The organism is Psychrobacter sp. S4(2024) (assembly GCF_036861305.1).
Classification (GTDB): Bacteria; Pseudomonadota; Gammaproteobacteria; order Pseudomonadales; family Moraxellaceae; genus Psychrobacter; species Psychrobacter cryohalolentis.
In genome coordinates this window covers 947,201-964,102 of record NZ_JAZAQR010000001.1, presented here as the reverse complement: position 1 = coordinate 964,102, position 16,902 = coordinate 947,201, and the positions used below count along the sequence as shown (strand labels likewise).

The 16,902-nt window shown below is 43.3% G+C and carries 11 protein-coding genes; 3 read left to right on the top strand and 8 right to left on the bottom strand.

Annotated features, from left to right (window positions below):
- Window positions 1–20: 20 nt before the first annotated feature.
- Window positions 21–482 (bottom strand): universal stress protein, encoded by a 462-nt coding sequence (locus VLA57_RS04175; protein ID WP_011514445.1) that lies wholly within the window; start codon window positions 480–482, stop codon window positions 21–23.
- Window positions 483–845: 363 nt separating this feature from the next.
- Between VLA57_RS04175 and VLA57_RS04170 the strand changes: the two genes are divergently transcribed.
- Window positions 846–3,908 (top strand): insulinase family protein, encoded by a 3,063-nt coding sequence (locus VLA57_RS04170; RefSeq protein ID WP_333954427.1) that lies wholly within the window; start codon window positions 846–848, stop codon window positions 3,906–3,908.
- A 114-nt stretch (window positions 3,909–4,022) separates the two neighbouring features.
- Here the strand turns inward: VLA57_RS04170 and VLA57_RS04165 are convergent, their stop codons facing one another.
- The 3 genes from VLA57_RS04165 to VLA57_RS04155 all read right to left on the bottom strand — a co-directional run bounded on the left by VLA57_RS04165 (window position 4,023) and on the right by VLA57_RS04155 (window position 6,890).
- Window positions 4,023–5,342, bottom strand: coding sequence for a serine hydrolase domain-containing protein (locus VLA57_RS04165; RefSeq protein WP_133104777.1), 1,320 nt, complete (start codon window positions 5,340–5,342; stop codon window positions 4,023–4,025).
- Window positions 5,343–5,473: 131 nt separating this feature from the next.
- The gene (locus tag VLA57_RS04160; protein WP_011514442.1) at window positions 5,474–6,037 is read right to left on the bottom strand and encodes an NUDIX hydrolase; all 564 of its coding nucleotides are present in this window, start codon (window positions 6,035–6,037) and stop codon (window positions 5,474–5,476) included.
- A gap of 331 nt (window positions 6,038–6,368) precedes the next feature.
- Window positions 6,369–6,890 (bottom strand): HPP family protein, encoded by a 522-nt coding sequence (locus VLA57_RS04155; RefSeq protein ID WP_133104776.1) that lies wholly within the window; start codon window positions 6,888–6,890, stop codon window positions 6,369–6,371.
- A gap of 159 nt (window positions 6,891–7,049) precedes the next feature.
- On the opposite strand from VLA57_RS04155, the gene VLA57_RS04150 reads away from it, so the two are divergent.
- The gene (locus tag VLA57_RS04150; RefSeq protein ID WP_020444274.1) at window positions 7,050–7,787 is read left to right on the top strand and encodes an NUDIX hydrolase; all 738 of its coding nucleotides are present in this window, start codon (window positions 7,050–7,052) and stop codon (window positions 7,785–7,787) included.
- Between the two features lie 84 nt (window positions 7,788–7,871).
- Here VLA57_RS04150 and VLA57_RS04145 read toward each other — a convergent pair whose 3' ends face one another.
- Window positions 7,872–9,236, bottom strand: coding sequence for an oxygenase MpaB family protein (locus VLA57_RS04145; RefSeq protein ID WP_333954426.1), 1,365 nt, complete (start codon window positions 9,234–9,236; stop codon window positions 7,872–7,874).
- Window positions 9,237–9,314: 78 nt separating this feature from the next.
- Complete coding sequence (gene nhaA, locus VLA57_RS04140) at window positions 9,315–10,517, bottom strand: Na+/H+ antiporter NhaA (RefSeq protein WP_011514438.1); 1,203 nt, start codon at window positions 10,515–10,517, stop codon at window positions 9,315–9,317.
- Between the two features lie 566 nt (window positions 10,518–11,083).
- On the opposite strand from nhaA, the gene VLA57_RS04135 reads away from it, so the two are divergent.
- The gene (locus VLA57_RS04135; protein WP_011514437.1) at window positions 11,084–11,839 is read left to right on the top strand and encodes a TSUP family transporter; all 756 of its coding nucleotides are present in this window, start codon (window positions 11,084–11,086) and stop codon (window positions 11,837–11,839) included.
- 126 nt (window positions 11,840–11,965) lie between these two features.
- On the opposite strand, the gene VLA57_RS04130 is transcribed toward VLA57_RS04135, so the two are convergent.
- Together VLA57_RS04130 and VLA57_RS04125 are read right to left on the bottom strand one after the other, a co-directional pair.
- Entirely contained in the window at window positions 11,966–13,339 is a 1,374-nt protein-coding gene (locus VLA57_RS04130; RefSeq protein ID WP_011514436.1) for a dicarboxylate/amino acid:cation symporter, read from the bottom strand.
- A 386-nt stretch (window positions 13,340–13,725) separates the two neighbouring features.
- On the bottom strand, window positions 13,726–16,665 hold the full coding sequence (locus VLA57_RS04125; protein WP_201532512.1) for an acyl-CoA dehydrogenase: 2,940 nt from the start codon (window positions 16,663–16,665) through the stop codon (window positions 13,726–13,728).
- Window positions 16,666–16,902 lie beyond the last annotated feature (237 nt).

The window sequence follows — 16,902 nt, the reverse complement described above, 5'->3', positions numbered from 1 at the left end:
TATTAATTCTATGCTTATACTTATTTATTGACCGGCTTATCAAGTCTCACAACTAAGCTGTCACAAGGTACATTTGGCAAGATATTATCTGCCGTTGCGCCACTAAGCCAAGCTGCTATCCCATGACGTTCATGACGACCAATAACCAATAAATCAACGTCATTCTTATGGCAATAGTTGACGATGCCTTCACTATTTGAGATGGCAGTTGTCACTTCAGAGTTGACCACATGTAAGTCATTACGATCCAAAAACTGCGCCAGTTTTGCACGCGCTTCTTGGCAACGCTCATCATCAATCTCATCATATAAGCTTGAGGCAGGCACCAGCTCGTAGCCAAAGCCAACCATGGTATCTTTTACGATATGTAATACCGATAATTTGGAGTCAGGACGATTATCAACGATACGCTTGGCTTTTTGAGCAACCAAGTCAGCATCGGATAGTAAATCGGTGACCAATAAAATATGTTGGTAACTCATGAGCGGCTCCTTCCTTGTGGCAGATGATTTTAACTATAGCACTACTAATGACTGCTGTTAAGTAGGCTTTGTTAAATCGGGCGCTATCTTTATCCATTATTCTTGATGACTTAGTGTTTTTCTCCACCCACTGTCTTGACTTACTAGCGTATTAGCCCCATCTACTGTCGTTAGGCAAATTCTTTTTAGCTGATAAATGCCATTCAATTCGAAGATGAACTATGAGGCTTTGATAACTTTAATTGTTTATTCAAAGCGATCTTTTTATAAATATAAATTTTACTATTTTAATTGCTGATATCGATTTCATACCTTGGTTATTGGCTAAGATGATACTGAAGTAATTAATGCATAAGGATAACCATGACTGACACGCTATTTACTGCTGATTTAACCCTGCATCCTGCCTTTGAGCTGATTGAGCACCGCCATATCGATGCATTATCGATGGATGTGCTGATCAGTCAGCATATCAAAACCGGAGCGATGCATTATCACTTGGCGCATCCGAGTGATGAAAATGCCTTTTTGGTGGGCTTTCGTACCCAGCCTATGGATTCAAAAGGCGAAGCGCATATTTTAGAGCACGTGGCACTCTGCGGCTCGAAGAAGTTCCCCGTTCGTGACCCGTTCTTTTCGATGATTAAGCGTTCGTTAAATACCTTTATGAATGCGATGACGGCGGCTGATTGGACAGCATATCCGTATGCCACGCAAAATAAAAACGACTACTTTAATTTGCTTGCCGTTTATCTTGACGCGTCATTTTTCCCAAATATTCATCCGCTTGATTTTGCCCAAGAAGGTATCCGTGTTGAGTTAGACGAAAATGACAAGCCACAGTTTAAAGGTATTGTCTTTAATGAGATGAAAGGCGCAATGAGTGGCGAGATTGACCAGCTGTATCATACGGTCGCCCATCATCTGTTCCCAACGACGACGTACCATTATAATTCGGGCGGTGATCCTGCTGATATCCCAGACTTGACTCATAATGAGCTGGTTGAATTCCATCAGAGCCATTATCATCCGTCAAACAGTGTGATTATGAGCTTTGGTAATATTCCAGTCGCTGAAACGCAAGCAAAAATCCATGACGATGCTTTGATTCAGTTTGAAGCGGGCAAAAAACATGTTTCGCGTCCAGAGCAGCGTTTGTCTGCGCCGATTAGCGCGGTCGATACTTATACGGCTGATGAAGCGGGTCCCGATCAAACGCATCACGTACTTGCATGGTTATTACCATCGATTACTGATCCGAAGCAGCGTTTGGCACTGCGTCTCTTAGAAGGTGTATTGATTGAGCATGCTGGCTCGCCGTTGCGTGCGTATTTGGACAGCCACCCACTAGGCAAAGCACCAAGTCCGTTATTGGGATTGGATGACAGTCATTATGAGATGGTCTTTTATACTGGTTTACGCGGCTCTAACCCTGAACACGCCGAAGCGGTAGAGCAGGGTATTATTGATTTGCTTGAAAAGGTCGCCAGCAAACCGATTGATGATGAAACCATTGAAACTATCTTGCATCAGATTGAGATAGATCAGCGTCATATCGGCGGCGATAGTATGCCCTATGGTCTAAATCTCATGCTAGAAGGCTTTAGTACTGCCATTCACGATGGTAATCCTATCGATGTCTGGGAAGTTGATGAGCATTTGCAATGGCTACGCGAGCAAGTAAAAGACGCGCAATGGTTACCGAATTTAATCAAGACTCATTTGCTTGATAATCAGCATCGTGTGCGCGTCACAATGACGCCTGATAGTGAAAAAACAGCCCGTTTGGCAGCAGCTGAGCAGACTCGTCTTGATACCATCGAGATGGATTTGACCACTGATGATAAAGCTATCTTAAAACAACAAGCGCTTGATTTGGCAGTGCGCCAAGCAGCGCCTGATGATTTAAGCTTATTACCAAAAGTAGGTCTAGAAGACGTACCGACCGATATCAGCTTTAAACAAGGCACGCAAAAACAAGTAAATTTAAGCGGCAAAGAGAGCACCTTATTCGAATATGAAGCGGGCACTAACGGCTTGTATTATTATCAAATCATCGTACCGTTGACCGATGAGGTTGGTAAGAATAAGAATGAAGAGCTACCCGTTAATGAAGTAATTAATCATCCGTTATTGCCTATTTATTTAAGCTTGTTATCAGAGCTAGGTACAGATTCTCTTAGTGCCCATGAAATGCAGGCCAAACAAGCGGCGCATTCATCAGGGGTGACGGCGCGTGTTAGTCAGCGTACCAATGTCGATGACAGCCAAGCGATTAGCAGCTATTTCGTCGTGGCAACGCGCGCGCTGAATCGTAAACCTGAAGCGATTGATTTACTCAAAGAAGTCATGGAACACAGTATCTTTAGTGAGCATGATCGTATCAAAGAAATCTTGCAGCAGCGTCAAGCAGGTTGGCAATCAAACCTTGCTGGTTCAGGCCATTCTTATGCCATGCAAACCGCCAGTCGCGGCATGAGTCGACAAGCGCAATTAGAATATGTACGCAGTGGTCTGCCAGCATTGAATGCGCTAAAAGACTTCTTAACCCATGCCAGTAGCGATGATGCACAGTGGGATAAGCTTGCGACGAGTTTGATGGACTTACATCAGCGTTTGATTAGTTTGCCTAAGCACGCGGTTATTATTTGCGAAGCCGAACAAACTGAACGCTTGAGTAACTTAATCGTTGAGAGTTGGAAAGACAGTCAAGCGCCGAAGATTGCAGCGCAGTTAAAAAATTCTGATGCGAGTATCGAAGCAAATATTCCAAGTGAGTTTACGGAATTATCGCTAAATGCTGCATTAAGTGGTGAAAACACAGCTGCAACAGAAGAAGTAGCCGTTGACGATTTGGCATGGCTGGTTCCAACCAATGTCTATCATAATGCCAGTGCTTATACCGTTCCTACGGCTGATCATCCTGATACGGTAGCCCTGATGGTATTAGCGCCTTACCTGCGCAATGGCTATCTGCATAGCGCCATTCGTGAGCGCGGCGGTGCTTATGGCGGTGGTGCGGGCTACGATGCCAATGCCTGTGCCTTTAAGTTCTTTAGCTACCGTGATCCGCAGTGTGCTGAAACTTTTGCCCATTTTGACGCCAGTATCGAGTGGCTATTGAATGAGCCGCAAACGGACGAGCAGTTAGAAGAAGCTATCTTAGGTATTATCTCAGGTATGGATAAGCCAGGCTCTCCAGCAGGTGAGGCAATTAAAGCCTGCTTCGCTGATTTGCATCATCGCGGTGTTGACTGGCAACGTAAAATGCGTGCAGCAATTTTGGCTGTAACAGTAGCTGACTTGCAACGTGTTGCTAAGCAATACCTGCAAGGGCAAAAGCATGTCCGCGCGGTATTAGCGCCTTATGATAAAGAAGCAGCAGTACAAGAGCTTGGCTTTAAAGTCTGTAAAATTAAAAGCTAGCTTTTAACTTGTAAAAAATCAGTATCTATATAAAAAACCGCCGCTTCCAGTATTTATATTGAAAGCGGCGGTTTTGTTTTGGTTGAGTATTTTAAAGCGCTATTTCTTAAAGGCTTACTTTTTAATTAAGTAATTAGCGACTGCTTTATAGGCAGGTAGCGAAGTTGGGTCGATTTTACCATTACTGGCTTCAGGGTATGAGGAAAAGCGAACGATGACCATATCGGCTGCTGGATCAACATAGACCGTTTGACCGTGGACGCCACGTGCTGCATAAATAGGCGTGGGATTATTAAACAGCCACCACATACTTTTATAGCTGCCATTATTGAGCTGTTTATAGCCCGCTTTTGCAAATGCGCCTTTATCACCGCCAGCTTCGATATTATCGACTACCGCTGTTGGGAATAAGCGCTCACCATTCATCTCGCCTTTATTGAGCATCAAGCTGCCAATACGTGCCATATCATGCAAACCTGCACTGATGCCGCCGCCAGCAAACGGCGTACCCTTAGCATCGACCGTCATATACGCGCTTTGTTCGGCACCGATTTTTTGCCAGATACGTTCAGAGAGCAGGTCATCGATTGCCTTGCCAGTGGTGCGTGAAATAATCCAGCCGAGTGCATCACTATTGATGGTTCGATAGTTAAACTCTACACCGTGCTCGCCCTTTTTAGGTACCGTTTGCAGATATTCGAAATAGCCATTGGGTCCGCTATAGCCTTTGGGTTTTGGTAACGGGCTTGCCGCTTCTGAATACTTCCAGATGTCTGCGCCAGGATCGGCATAGTCTTCACTATAATCGAGTGCCGTGGTCATATCCATCACTTGACGTACGGTGGCATCGCCAAAGCCACTTTTTGCCAGCTCAGGAATAATAGAGGCAACCAATGCCTTATCATCAAGCTTACCTTCGGTGACGAGGATTTCTGCTAGTAGTCCTGTCATTGACTTGGTCATAGACATTGCGGCGTGATTACCCAGCTCATTGAGGCAACCATTTTGACGCTCATAGACGACCTTGCCATGATGCATGATCATAATGCCGTCTGTATAGTTGGCATCAAGTGACTGCCGCCATGTCATAGGACGTTTGCTATTGGTTGGGGTAAAGGTAATGGCATCAATATTTTTATCGAGTGCATAGTCAAGTTTGGATGGTGCACCGATACCGCGACTGACTTCGGTAGTGGGCATTAGCTCTCGAATATGACAGACTGTCCAACGCAGTTTGGGAAAGCTAAAAAAGTCAGACTGTGGTTGAGTGATTAGCTTGTCTTTTGGAGGCGGGAAACCTTGCATCCAGCCGAGCTTTTGCGGGTCTGATTCTTTGGCGGTTAAAGAAGTGCTTTCAGCATGACCGCTTACACTCGTCAGCCCTAGGGCTAAAGTTAGCGGTAATAGGGCAAAAGAGTGTTGTAGTGTCAGCATGGTATCCTCGCGACTTAGCTTAAGCGGTTAACATTAGGCAATAAAAAACCGTTGATAAGATTTGAGCTTAATTCTTATCAACGGTCTTTACTACTTGCTTTTGTAAGTCAGCTCTTTAGCCAGCTTCGTTATTAATAGCGCTTAATGGCTTGGTCTTTGCCAATGATCTCTTGATGAATTGGGAATTGATCATAACTGTCGTAATGTTGACGGTCTGCAAAATAGCTTTTTAGGGTACGGCGTACCGCTTCAAACGCAAGCTTATCCCAAGGAATGTCTTCTTCTGTGAATAACGCACAATCAAGACTTTCAGAGCCGATACCATAAGCACCGTCTTTTAGTTCGGTGATATAGATGCTATAGATTTGACCAATATCTGGAATGTCATACAAGCAATATAAATGTGGATTGATCACGACCGCGTCAGCCTCTTCAAAGCTCTCACGCGCTGCACCTTCGGCCATGGTTTCGCCGTTTTCCATAAAGCCTGCAGGTAACGTCCACAAGCCATACTGCGGCTCGATTGCGCGTCGACAGAGCAGCACCCGATGTTTATGGACGACCAGTGAACCACAAATTATCTTTGGGTTTTCATAATGAATATAATGACAGTTTGGGCATACCAAACGCGGTATATTATCCGTAGCTGGTATTTTGCGTTCTGCTTCACAACCGCATTGTAGACAATAGCGCATATCGACTGCCTTATATAATGAAATGAGAGAGATAAGGTTACTTTAAGACGTATAATTTTAAGATTTATAATTGTTGTTGTATCAGGTTGTTGTATCAGATACTAGGGCTATCGAATATCAGATTATTATCTGACAATCGCCGTTTATATTAAGATAACACAAATCTTCCTCATACTGGCAATGATAATAACAGCGTATTTTGTGAGTTGAATCACCGTTGGAATTCCTTGTGTGCTAACAGAATGGACCAAGCCTATCAGTCACACAAAAGGTATGCAGTTATTATCAGATTGCGCTAGGCTATAAGTGACTCTATTTTAAATTGACTATGTTACCAATAGCGCGGGTAGTGTCTGCCACGACCAATGTTATTGTAAATGAGCGCTACCACTACTAAGGCAAGGGCACCTACTAGCGTCGGAGTGAGCAAAAAATGCCACTTTACGCCGCCGAGCATCACAATCAATGGATTGGATCCTGCAGGTGGATGCGGTACGCGCAGCAGTAACATGAGAGCAATTGCCGTACCAACGGCAAGGGACAAGCTCCACCACTCAACTCCAAATAAAGACATAAAAGCTAAGCCAGTAAAGGTAGTAATAAGATGACCACCGACAATGTTTCTTGGTTGAGCAAAAGGGCTTTCTGGATAAGCAAAAATAAGCAGGCAGCTGGCGCCAAATGAGCCCAAAATCATCGCGATATTTTGCCAATTTCCCAGTAATGCCAATACAGCAGTGGCAAATGTTCCGCCAGCCCAAGCAATAGCAATGATGACTAATGGCAATCTTTGCGGGCAATCATCAGTTTTGCCCTGCATTTTATGTAATGAAAAAATCTTATCCACGAGCATTTCCTAAATAATATATGAACGACACCCTTGATCCATGAGGACCAATTGTAGTCGTACAATGATAAAAGACCATGTCTGTCTGACGGTTGTCGCAATCTGCTTGCTGCAACGATTCAACGCTTTGATGGCTAATACTGATAAAAAAACAGGGCAATTATAATGCTAAATCCCTCACAGTCCGTACGTTTTGATGAAATGACAGTCGCTGTACCAGATTTTATACGTTATCCCACGATCAGAAAGTTGGCTGAACGGGTGCAGCACGAGACCTTAAAAGCTATTGCTAGTCCCGCACTTTATGACTCTCACGACCATTCGCGCAGTGCCCGTATTTTAAATAGTCTTTATCAAACCCCAATCGCCGATGCCTCTATCTTGGTCGCTATCACTCATGAGCGCCATCCTAAGCTGCTGCTGACTCGCCGCGCTGCTCATATGAACAGTCATGCTGGCGAGGTATCCTGTGCTGGTGGCAAACATGAAGTAGGTGATGGTAACAATGTCGTTACCGCCCTACGTGAGGCTTGCGAGGAAACTGCGCTACCGCCTAATAAAGTTCAGCTGCTTGGTCAATTGCCTATCCAAACCTCTAAAAGTGGTATGAGTGTACGTCCTATTGTGGCACTGATTGCGCCAGATCTGCTTTTGGTGCCAGAGCTTGGGGAGATATCACGCATTTTTTGGGCAGATTTTGAGACTTTATTAACTCAGCCGACAGTCGAATATTCTATAGAATATACATTGCAAGATCAGGCAGCAACGCTTCTGACACCAAGCTGGCAAGTAGATGGCGAAACAGTGTGGGGTCTGACGGGACGAGTCATTGCCAGTTTATTAGAAACAGGGTTTGATCGGCAGCTAGAGTGGTATTACCGCATACAAGATACTCGATCATAGAAGTGTTAGATACTCGCTAATAATCATGTTTTTGGCGAAGGAGGATCGTTATTATAAATGTTAGTGATAATAAATGAATGCATTCTATTTATAATACTCATCATTTTTCTTTAACCACCAGTTCATATTGTCTTGGCGTTTAGCACGAAATGCTTCTAGCTTGTGGGCGACTCTACTATTGTGTTGACGGGCAGTATCGAGGGCAAATAGAATCGGCACGGATGACAATACGCCAAAGCGTATTTTTGATTTTGGCAGGTTTAGCCCATCGCCAATATCATCACCAACCAAGGTACGGGTCACGCTGGCATTGACCATCTCAACAAAACGCCCACGGCGATTGTCCTCACCCATCAGCTGACGTGGCAAATCGTGTAGGGCTTTTGCCAGTGGTCGTCCCATTTTAAAATCAAGCTGCTGAATCGACAAATAGGTATAGAGCCATTCCCAACAGGCGGCTTCATCTTTTGGCAGTCGCTGCAAATCAACTCCCATCCAATAACTGGCAAGATTCCATAAATGCAAAATGCCTTCTGCTTCCTCAGTGCTAATACGGGCGCCAAGCAATCTTAATCCGCGCATAATCAACAGTGAAAACTGCAAATGAGTAGCAATCATATCGGTTTGATTGATAGGAATACCCCAATATGCGGTATTCCAGCTGCCATCTGGGTTGTGATGTTGGTTGGCATCTGGTATGACGCCTTTAGCAGCATTGCCTTTACCTTTGAGCAAGTTCTGTCGTACTGAGGTATGTATTTGACGTACTTTAATGGACTGCTGCCAACCTTCAGAGCCAATAGCCAATACTCGTTCAATATTAGGTTTGCTATGCTCTGAATCTAAATGTAATTGAGGGTGCTCAGAGACCGCCAAGATATAGGCGTAGGTACGCATCAATCTTGGTAAAGCGTCATGCATCAGTGCGCCAGTCTGAATCAGCGGTAGCGATAAGGCAGGTATACTATAGCCTGCCATAAGGGCCACATTACGCAACAACCAAATCAGCATCAGTGGATAACGGCGATAGGCAACCGCGCCGATTTGGGCAAGCTTAGGATCAAACCAATCGGGATGGCGACTAAATTGTTCAGTTAATGCGTTGAATGAGGAATTATTCTTGAGGTTAGAGTCCGCTTTCTTATCAAGAATAAACTGCTGTAATGGCTTGGCAAAACGAATGCCATCAGAGGCTAGATCATCTGCTATTGGATCGCCAATATCGTAGCCTGCAACTATTTCCTCTAACAAATCTTGCGATATGACAAAGTCTTTTGGCAGTAGATAGTGCTTAATGCGTTTTAATACTTGCAGATCACTATGATCATCAATGGCAGTGGTGCGTCCATGACGCTGATAAGAAACAGGCGCTTGATGACAGCCTGCACCTTGCCGAGCACTGGCTGCACTTGTTTTAGCGATTTTTTTAGAGATGTCGATGGAATGCATATTTATGAGCAACTCTGTAGCAACTGCTTTTTATTAAGTTGATTGAACTACTTTGGGATAAAGTAGCTCAATCGTACATTAAGAATGGCGCGTTAAGTCTACAGAGGTTACATTAACCTCATCTTTTAAAGTGGCTTTGAGCATCATATAACCTGCGATACCAGAGACGATTGAACCCATAATGATACCCAAACGCTCATCAAATAATGGCGTCTCACCGGCAAATGCAAGCCCACCGATAAACAAACTCATGGTAAAGCCCACACCACATAACAATGCTGCGCCATAGATTTGCTTAAAGTTCATGCCTTTTGGCATAGTAGAAATGCCCAGTTTAAAGATTAACCAGCACATCAGCATGACGCCTACTTGTTTACCGATGAACAGTCCGGCGGCAATACCAAGCGGCACAGAATGAAACAGCTCACCAAACCCTGCGCCCTTAAGCGAAATGCCCGCATTGGCAAAAGCAAACAATGGCAGGATACCGTAAGAAACGGTGTTTTGTAGGTCGTGCTCAAGCTCTTCAAGCGGGGAATGCTCAGGGTCAGTGCGATCAAATAAAGGAATAAATAGCGCCAATACAACCCCAGCTAATGTTGCATGGATACCGGATTTGAGTACGGCAACCCACATGATAACGCCAATTAGCAAATAAGGAGTTATGCTAGTAACGTTACGGCGATTAAGCAGATATAAAAACGGCAGACATAAGCCCGCGATAGCCAGTGAACCAAGCGATAAATCATTGGTATAAAATAAAGCAATGATAATAATCGCGCCGATATCATCAAAAATAGCAATCGAGACTAAGAATACTTTTAATGAGTTGGGTACGCGATTACCAAGTAAACTCAAAATACCAAGAGCAAAGGCGATATCGGTTGCGGCAGGAATCGCCCAACCTCGCCAAAACTCAGGTTCATTATAGTTAAAAAACAGATAGACGATGGCTGGCATGATCATGCCGCCAAGAGCCGCCCCTGCTGGCAAGATAATTTGCTTTACATTGGACAGCTCGCCGATTAACACTTCACGCTTAAGCTCAAGTCCCACTAAAAAGAAGAACACTGCCATCAAGCCATCATTAATCCAATGATGCGCATCTTTAGCGATTGAGAAGCTGCCAATTTGAATAGCGACAGGTGCGTGAATAAAGGATTCGTACCACGTATTTAGAGAAGTATTAGCAATAATCATTGCTGCGATAGCTGCCAGCGCTAGGACGATACCGCCCGAAGCCTCGAGATTAAAAAACGCTCTGATTTTATGTATTGCCATATTGTCCTCATTAACTAAATAAAACGTGCGAAAGTATTCAAAAGCTCAAGTATTCTTGTATGTCTGTAATGGCTCCGCCTTAAGTACGCGACCACATATGGGGACGAGTCTTTGTTAGCACTGATGTTTATAATACCAGTGTAATAGACGTATATCCCTAGTTTCTCATATTCTTATTCATATAAACAAATGAAATAGGTTACCGGTTTTACCTTTTAACTTGAAAGCTTCATGACGAAAAAAGCTTTTTTTAAAGTACCTTGTGCGATAAATCTAGCAGACTTTGCTAGGGTTATGGCTTTTTTCGCAGTTTTATCTTTATAATAAGCCGCTTTACGTAACGGTTAGCATTGGATTTGACTCTTATAGCATTAGCCGTTATCAAAATAATATACACATTATCTATCCATATTTTTTGCCTGATATTCATCCAACTATTTTTAAATGAGCGTTTCTAAAAACATACTATCAAAAAATATTGCTAAAAAAATGCTGCTAAAAAGTAGAATTGGTTGAATGTTTTAAGGCTTGTGTCTCTTATATCATAAATTTTGCAGGTCAGTGTCATGGACGTATCCCTTTCTATTGAAGTTATTTTAATGTTGACCGCTGTAGCCGCGTTGGCAGGTTTTATCGATGCTATTGCTGGTGGCGGTGGTTTGTTGACCATTCCTGCCATGCTACTTGCCAATATTCCGCCTGTATTGACACTGGGTACCAATAAGCTACAAGCAGCATCAGGGGCACTAGCAGCGTCTATTACCATGATTAGAAAGGGTGTGGTTAAACCCAAGAATATTAAAACAGCGATTATTGCGGCTTTTATTGGCTCTATCTTTGGCTCAATCGCGGTGCAGTTATCGCCACCTGACTTGTTAGAAAAGCTGATTCCATTTTTGATTGCAGCCATTGGTATCTATACTTTGTTTGCTCCCAAACTTGGTGAAGTGGAAGCTGCCCCTCGTATCTCAGAAGGTGCTTGGCAAAAAATTGCCGCCCCTTTAATTGGTTTTTATGACGGCTATATGGGGCCTGGGACAGGTATGTTTTTTGCGCTTGGCAATGTGGCATTACGTGGTCGAAAAATTATCGAAGCAACTGGTGCGGCAAAGGTACTGAATTTATCGACCAATATTGGCTCATTAATCTTCTTTATATTGGGCGGTAATGTATTGTGGACAGTAGGGCTGGCGATGATGGTAGGGCAAACTATAGGGGCGTATTTTGGCTCGCATATGGTAGTAAAAGGTGGCAGTAGACTCATTCGTCCCATGATTGTATTGGTTTGTCTTGTGATGGTGACTAAATATGTACTCGGTTAGTGGAGGGTAGATTGATAAAGAAGAATGCAACTCTTGGTCTAAAAACGTACTTGCTGCATAAAAAAACCTCAGACCAATCGGCTGAGGTTTTTTTATGACTTATTTATAGGCAGTCACTGATCACGATTAGCCGCGCTTAACATCGTCATACTCGCTGCCCATAATGCCATCACTAAAGACTTCAGAGAATTCGCGTTCGCTGTTCTCATCGATATGACCGTCAAAGACATCTTTTGAGCCAGCATCAGGATCGTTATAAATCGCTAAATCCATTTTACCTTCTGATTTTGCGACGATAGCGGTCACCGCAGCATCACCGCCGACATTGACTGCTGTACGTAACATATCAAGGATACGGTCGACCCCTAAAATAAGACCAATACCTTCAATCGGTAGACCGACTTGGGCAAATACCATTGACAGCATGATTAGACCAACACCCGGAACACCTGCCGTACCGACAGAGGCGAGCACTGACATCAAAATAACGGTCAAATACTCAGTTATACCCAAGTCGATACCATAAATATTGGCAATAAAAATGGTCGCTGTGCCTTGCATGATGGCTGTACCATCCATGTTGATCGTCGCGCCAAAAGGGATAGTGAATGAAGCAACTGAGTTATTAACACCCATGCGCTTGGTGACCGTACGCAAGGTAATTGGAATCGTTGCATTCGAGCTTGAAGTACTAAAAGCAAAAATCTGTACTTCGCGCATTTTTGCCAAAAACGTTCTGACTGACAAGCCTGAAGACAGCTTGAGGACAATCATCATGGTCACAAAGAAATGGAATGCAAGTGAGCCAACCAGTACCGCAACATAACCAAGTAATGACCAAATCAGGTCTAAGCCAAGCTCTGCCATGGCTTTGGTCAATAGCGCAAAGACACCATATGGTGCAAGATTCATAATGATAGTCACCATTTTTAAGATGACTTCATTGATTAGCTCTAAACTTTGAACCAAGCCTTTAGCGGGTTTTCCTACCATCAAAATACTAATACCAATCAGAACGGCAAAGAAGATAATTGATAGCATGTCGCCGTTTGCCATCGCACTGATGGGGTTAGAGGGAATAATATTGGAAAATACATCAAGTAGTGGTGGCGCTTTCTCAGCTTCAAACGCCGCCTCTGTTGCTATATTCATGCCTTTGCCGATACCAAACAGTACGCCAAGCCCAATAGCAGTTGCAATCGCCAGTGCTGTCGTCACCATATAGATGAAAAAGGTTTTGGTACCAATACGTCCTAATAGACGAATATCACCGATACCGCATACGCCGCAGATCAGTGAAATCAAGACCAGTGGCACGACGAGCATTTTTAGCGAGTTAACAAACAGCTTACCGACAATGGCAAGAAAACCGTTGGTGACATAATTATTAACAAAGCTGCCTTCCGTGTTCAAGCCAGAGTAGTTTATAAATAGACCCAGTATAATACCGAGCACCATGGCAACAATAATTTTGCCGGTCAAACCCATATTTTTCCACATAAACGCTATCCTTGGTGTCCGTTACGCACAGCAATAGACACAATAGCGCGCTCAATATGAGTGCAAGATTGCTGTCATGACTGTTACTGTGACGTCTATAAATATATGAACTGACCTTTAAGTCAGATTTTGGGGGACAATATAAAAGAATAGCTAGGGATACTGCAAGATTTTTTTATGACTTAAATAACGTGACATTATAATATTAGTATGTTCGGATTTTTCATCTGTCAAAAATTCATATGAATTTGACTGAATGAAGCGTTGTTGAAGGAGCATAAAAAAATAATATGAGCGATAAAATAAAAAAGCGAGATGACTCTGATGAGACCACCTCACTTGCTTCAATCAATATAGATAAATGGCGATAGGTAGATCAATCCTAGTTAGACATTGTCGTTTTCGCCACGGCGCAAACCATCTTTCCATGTAGGGTCACTGGTTTCTGTTTGCTGCTCGTGATTGTCTTGCTCCCTACTTGTGCTAGCAAATTTATCTTTGTTTAATCTATGGTTATAACTCATACGTTCATTTAGATGCGATGCTGCATCACGGTGACGCGAGCCAAGGGCTTCTATTTCAGGATGTGAATCCTGAAAATCAGTCTGTGCATTAATTTCCTTGGCGGTATCTTGTTCATTGACCATTTTTACATCGCCATCACTCTCATAGCCATGATCAGGGTTAGCATCTCCTGTTGGTTGGTTATTGTCTGGCATTGAATCCATTGATGCGATATTTTCAGAGGTCTGCTGCAGATTATCAGGGTTCAATACCTGATTTAACTGAGCATTGTTTTTTAACTGAGCATCGCTTTTTAGTTCAGCATAGTCAGTTAGCCTATGTACAGCGTTCTCTAAACTGTGTGGGTTAGCACGTTCTTGAACTTTTGATAAATGCTTATCAAATGTATCGGTCAATAAGGAATCATAGCGTATAGAATTATAGGTTATTAACTGTTCAGCTTCTTCTTCAGTAATGTCGCCATTTTGACTGGCATAGACCACATGATCTTCAAAAGTTAAACCTTCAAAACTGTCTTTATGTTCTGCTTTTTTAAATTTCTGCCATAAAGGTTCGACTTCGAGCAGTATTTGATAAGCATGCTCCATACGCCCTGTGACATCATCCGGCTCAGTATTATAATAAACCATGGTTTTAAGATAGTCGCGGAAGGGATTTGCTTCAAAATCATCCATAAACGTATCACCCAGTTGGCGTTTTAATTCATCACTCACTGGGGCAAAGATACGACCACTGGGAAAAGTCACAAAGCTCACTAATTTGGCTGCAAACTGATTTGGAAAATTGGCAAATAAAGATAGGAATGCTTCTTGGATAGTATAAAGGCTATTTTTTAGCGCCACTTCAGCATGCAAGCGCTCAGCGACTGATTTGCTGCCATATTCATAGAACTGCAAAATAGCTGTACAGATAAATAGATGAGAGTGGATGTCTGCTAAGCGCCCAGATAGCATCTCTTTGCGTTTTAAATCACCAGCCAATAACCCTAAAGACATGTCAGCAGTTAAAGCAAAGCCTGCGCTTAAGCGGTTAATGTCTTTGTAATAGGGACGGGTAAAATTATCTGCAAAATTTGGCGCATCATTGCTGCCACCAACATAGCCTGCTACGAACGCTTTCGCACCGCGATTAAAGGTATAGCCCAAATGCTTAAAGAATAAATTGTCGAATTGCTTGAGTGCGCCTTCTTTATCTTCGCTTTGTAGTAGCTGCAACTCATCGAATAGATAAGGGTGACAGCGCATCGCCCCTTGACCAAAAATCATCAACGAGCGCGTCAATATATTTGCGCCCTCAACGGTAATTGATACTGGGATCGCTTGATAAGGAATTGCTAAAAAGTTGCGTGGTCCCATTTGTACTGCGCGACCACCAACGACATCCATACCATCATTAATCACTGAACGCATGGTCTCAGTGGCATAGTATTTTGCCATTGCTGTCATCACTGATGGTGTACCACCTTGGTTTAGACCACAAGTCACCAGATGCCTAAAAGCTTCTAACATATAAGTATTACTGGCAATGCGGCTGGTGGCATCTTGCACGCCTTCAAATTTTCCGACGGATATTTTAAATTGCTCACGAACCTTTGCAAAGGCACCAACCGACAAATAGCTCATTTCACTGGCAGAAGTCGATAGGGCAGGCAATGAGATTCCGCGACCGACACCCAAGCATTCCATCAGCATGCGCCAACCGCGACCTGCATTTTCCACTCCACCAATAATATAATCTAGCGGTATAAAGACATCTTGACCATCGACTGTGCCATTCATAAATGGCGAACCGATTGGATTGTGGCGTGGACCGATAATGACCCCTTGGTGGCTGGCTGGAACCAGCGCACAAGTAATACCGTAATCGGTTTTTTCAAGATCACCAAGTAAACCTTCGGGGTCGTGCATTTTAAATGCTAAACCTACTACTGTTGCGATAGGGGCTAAAGTAATCCAACGCTTAGAGAAATTCATGCGTAGACCAAGCACTTGCTCACCTTCATGCATGCCATAACAAACCACCCCAGTATCCGGAATCGCACCGGCATCAGAGCCCGCTTCTGGACCTGTCAAGCCAAAGCACGGAACCTCTTCACCTTTCGCTAGACCCGGTAGCCAGCGCTGCTTTTGCTCATCGGTACCGTAATGCATCAACAGCTCACCAGGACCGAGTGAATTTGGTACCATACAAGTCACTGCAGCAGTCGGCGAGCGTGAGGCAATCTTACTCATCACGCGACTTTGGGCATATGAGCTAAATTCTAATCCACCATATTCTTTGGGAATAATTAAACCCAAAAAGCCATTGGCTTTGATAAATCGCCACGCCTCTGGTGACAGCTCTTTATCTTCATGATGAATTTGCCACTCATCAAGCATTGCACAGAGCACTTCTACTTCATTATCTATAAAGCTTTGCTCTTCTTCTGACAATTCTGGATAGGGGTATTTTGCAAACGTATCCCAATCAGGCGCGCCCATAAACAGCTCTTTTTCCCACCAGCTAGTACCAGCATCAAGTGCTTCACGCTCGGTGTCACTCATGCTTGGCATGGCACCGCCTAAGGCTTTATAAACAGGCTTGGTGATCATGCTTTGACGAATAGGGGTGATCAGCAACATCAGGCAAAGTAGGGCAATGGGTAGACCTAGGATAAGCGACCATGGACTGATGAAAGCCGTAACGAGGACAGTAATTAAAGCAACAATGCTGCCTGTGACACGCGATAATGACAACAAAAAGATGGCCAAGACCATGGCTAATTGAATGATGACTGCCAAAATAAATAAGCCAATGGCCATAACTGCCTCCTTTGCAACGCTTAATAAAAAAGCGTCAAAATATAAGTGAATAAGAAAGTTTGAAATAACTATGATTGTTGTTTTATATTCCAAGCTTCCTTTTTTATAGTGAAAAATAGTTTTAGTTTTTTGACATTAGTGATTTCAAATAGAGCTGATATAAAATAAAAACTTCGCATCGGGAATAAAGGCTCTCCCAAAAATGAAGTTAACTACCAATATGAAACAGTTGTTTAT